The sequence below is a fragment of the Mesorhizobium sp. M1A.F.Ca.IN.020.06.1.1 genome (assembly GCF_004023265.1).
In the GTDB taxonomy this organism is placed as follows: domain Bacteria; phylum Pseudomonadota; class Alphaproteobacteria; order Rhizobiales; family Rhizobiaceae; genus Mesorhizobium.
The window spans coordinates 1-3452 of the sequence record NZ_RZSR01000659.1; the positions used below are offsets into that span (position 1 = coordinate 1).

A 3452-nucleotide genomic window follows, 5' to 3' on the forward strand; every position below is an offset into this window, starting at 1 on the left:
CAACGATTTCGAGGCGATGCTCAATGGCAGCGCCGATCGCCTTGGCGTGATCGTCGCTGGAGAACACCGGGCTGTTGATGAGCCGGGCAAGGTCGGCGCTGCCATTGAGCATCGCCTCGAAATCGTTGAGGTCAGCCTCGACCTGGGCGACCGAATTTTCCTGCAGCGCGAGCTCGAACAGCGAGCTTGCATAGCGCTCTGCGACAGCTGAGATTGGCGATGACGATTGGGCCACGGACCGTCTTTTCTCTTGTCTGACAGGCCGCAGATTGTTGGCGCGAGCGAAAACTCTGGCTAAATCTTTGACCTTACTGCGATTTTTCCAAGCACGGAGGGATGGCTTCCGCTATCCCCGGCCGAAAGTCGATTGCCGTCTAGCACAGGCCTTTTGAGACCGCAATGCATCGTCCGGCATGGTTTCAGGCACTTTTGTCGCATCAGACGGCGAAGGCCGAGCCTGAGCGGCGGATTAGCCACGAATTCACGGTACGAAGCCGAAGGCGAAGGCAAGCGGCAGCGCCGCCAGGGCCAATTCAACCACGATGGAAGCCCAGTTGAAAGGTGTATTGGCGCCGTCCGACATCATCGACAAAAGCCGACCGAAAGCGGTGAACAGCCATGAGAAGCCGAGCGCCATATAGAGCAGCGGCTGTGCGAGCAGGATGCAGCACAGGCTGACGCCGAGATAAAAGCCCGACATGCGGCCGCGCCCTTCGGCGATCGCCGCCGCTTTCTCCGGCTTTGCCTGCAGGCGCAGGATGCGGAAGGCGAGATTCGGCGCCAGGAAGAGGCCGAGGCCGATGAGCAGCGTCACGACGGCGCTCGACCATGCCAGCCACTCGCCCTGGCTCGCCGGCCACGGAAACGCGAACTCCATCTGATCCCCCTCGTAAAGTCTTGTTCTGAAATTGCCGGCATTCTAGCCGAGGAAAATCCGCGCGCCAGATGTCGGCCGGCACATTTGAAAAGACCGCAAGAGAAGAAGCGACAGAAGAGCGCCCGATCAGGACAATGCGAAGTCGATCGCTGCCTCGGCCTGGATGCGCGTGGTGTCGAACACCGGCATGTCGAAATCGCCCTGGCCGATCAGTATGGTGATCTCGGTGCAGCCCATGATGAGGCCGTCGATCTTTTCGTCGCGCCGCAGACGGCCGACTTCCTCGACGTAGGCGGACTTCGAGTCGGCTTTGACGACGCCTTGGCAGAGCTCATCATAGATAATCCGGTGCACCATGTCGCGGCCGGCCTGGGCGGGCACGACCGGCTGCAGGCCGTATTTGTCGGCGAGCCGCCCTTTATAGAAATCCTGTTCCATGGTGAAGCGTGTCGCCAGCAGCGCCGGGCGCTTCACGCCTGCGGCGACAACAGCGTGTCCAGTTGCGTCGGCGATATGGATAATGGGAATCGAGATGGCCGCTTGCACCGTGTCGGCGAGTTTGTGCATCGTGTTGGTGCAAATCATCAAGCCCTCGGCGCCGCCGGCCTCCAGCTTGCGCGCTGCTTTTACCAGAAGGACACCGGCGCCGTCCCAGTCGCCGGCATGCTGGCGTTCGGCGATCTCGGCGAAGTCGAACGACCAGAGCAACAGCTCGGCCGAATGCAGCCCGCCCAGCCGCTCGCGCACGATCTCGTTGAGCAGTCGGTAGTAGATCGCCGTCGATTCCCAGCTCATGCCGCCGATAAGGCCGAGGGTTTTCATAAAGCGAGCACTCCGTTGGGACTGTCTTTCTCGCTTATAGGAAGCTCTGCGGGTCGATGTCGACCTGCACCCTGACGGAGCCGCGCAGCTTCGGCCCCTCCGCCAGCATGGCTCGAATAAACCCTTGCATGTCCGCGCGCCGCCCGCCCTGGACAAGCAAGCGGAAGCGGTGGCGGCCGCCGATCAGCGACAGCGGCGCCTCGGCCGGTCCGAGCACGAAGAGATCGGAGGCTGTAGGTGCCGCGCGCCGCAAGCCCCGCGCATGGGTTTCGGCCTCGGCGCGTGTCGCGGCACTGACGATGATGCCGGCGAGCCGGCCGAACGGTGGCAGCGCGGCGCGCTCCCGCTCCGCGATTTCGCGCTCGTAGAAGGCTTCCGAATCGCCGGAGACGATCGCCCGCATCACCGGATGGTCGGGCTGGTAGGTCTGCAGCAGGCCGAGGCTCTTCTTGCCGGTGCGGCCCGCGCGCCCGGTCACCTGGCTGAGCAGCTGGAAGGTGCGCTCGGCGGCGCGCGGATCGCCATTGGCGAGGCCGAGATCGGCGTCGACCACGCCGACCAGCGTCATGCCGGGGAAGTTGTGACCCTTAGCGACGAGCTGCGTGCCGACGACGATATCGGCCTCGCCATTGGCGACGGCCTCGAGCTCGAGCCGCAGCCGGCGCACGCCGCCCAAGAGATCGGACGACAATACGATCGTGCGGGCTTCCGGGAAATGCGCCACCACTTCCTCGGCGATGCGCTCGACGCCCGGCCCGCAGGCGACCAGATGATCGAGCGTGCCGCATTCCGGGCAGGCCTCCGGCCGCCGCTCATTGTGGCCGCAATGATGGCAGACGAGCTGGCCGCGAAAGCGATGCTCGACCAGCCAGGCCGAGCAGACCGGGCAGCCGAAGCGATGGCCGCAGACGCGGCAGAGCGTCAGCGGCGCATAGCCGCGCCGGTTGAGGAAGAGCAGCGACTGCTCTTGTCTCTCCAGCGTGCGCTCCATCTGCTCCAGAAGGAGAGGCGACAGAAAGCCGCCGCGCGCCGGCGGCGCGCGCCGCATGTCGATCGATTTCAGGTCGGGGAGCGCCGCCTCGGCAAAACGCGCCGACAGCACCGCGCGCTGGTAGCGGCCCTGACTGGCGTTGACGCGGCTCTCGACCGACGGCGTCGCCGAGGCGAGCACGACCGGGAAAGCGCCGATATGGCCGCGCACCACCGCCATGTCGCGCGCATTGTAGAAGACGCGGTCTTCCTGCTTGTAGGCCGGGTCATGCTCCTCGTCGACGACGATCAGGCCTAGCTCCTTGAACGGCAAGAACAGCGCCGAGCGCGCCCCGGCGACGACGCGCACGCCACCCTCCGCCACCTGCCGCCAGACGCGTTCGCGCATCCGGGGCGGCAGGTCCGAATGCCACTCCGCCGGTTTGGCGCCGAAGCGGTTCTGGAAGCGTTCGAGGAAAGCGTGCGTCAGCGCGATCTCCGGCAGCAGGATCAGCACCTGCTTGCCCTTGTCGAGCGCCGCCGCCACCGCCTCGAAATAGACTTCCGTCTTGCCCGATCCGGTGACGCCGTCGAGCAGGGTGACGTTGAAGGCGTCGGCGGCGATCGCCGCGCGCAGCTTCTCGGCCGCCGCCTTCTGGTCCGGCATCAATTCCGGCACAGCATGGCCGGGATCGGGTGCGGCGACCACCGGCCTTGGCGGGATCATCACCGTCTCGAACACGCCTTGTGCCCTCAAGCCATCGATGACGGTCGAGGAGACACC

General features: G+C 65.2%; 4 protein-coding genes. All 4 read right to left on the reverse strand.

The genetic code is table 11. From position 1 onward, the window contains the following. Window positions 1–235: F0F1 ATP synthase subunit delta (locus EOA60_RS24460; protein WP_164899502.1), on the reverse strand; the 235-nt coding region annotated here is incomplete at its 3' end. Between the two features lie 246 nt (window positions 236–481). Then, window positions 482–877 (reverse strand): DUF4345 family protein, encoded by a 396-nt coding sequence (locus EOA60_RS24465; protein ID WP_095799716.1) that lies wholly within the window; start codon window positions 875–877, stop codon window positions 482–484. Window positions 878–1003: 126 nt separating this feature from the next. Beyond that, window positions 1004–1699, reverse strand: a complete 696-nt coding sequence (locus tag EOA60_RS24470; RefSeq protein WP_095799715.1) for an aspartate/glutamate racemase family protein — start codon at window positions 1697–1699, stop codon at window positions 1004–1006. Between the two features lie 34 nt (window positions 1700–1733). After that, window positions 1734–3452: primosomal protein N' (locus EOA60_RS24475; RefSeq protein WP_128312029.1), on the reverse strand; the 1719-nt coding region annotated here is incomplete at its 5' end.

What these genes read in the sequence shown, in the direction of transcription:
- EOA60_RS24465 (WP_095799716.1), bottom strand. Translation starts at nt 877, where the DNA reads ATGGAGTTCGCGTTTCCGTGGCCGGCGAGCCAGGGCGAGTGGCTGGCA.
- EOA60_RS24470 (WP_095799715.1), bottom strand. Translation starts at nt 1,699, where the DNA reads ATGAAAACCCTCGGCCTTATCGGCGGCATGAGCTGGGAATCGACGGCG.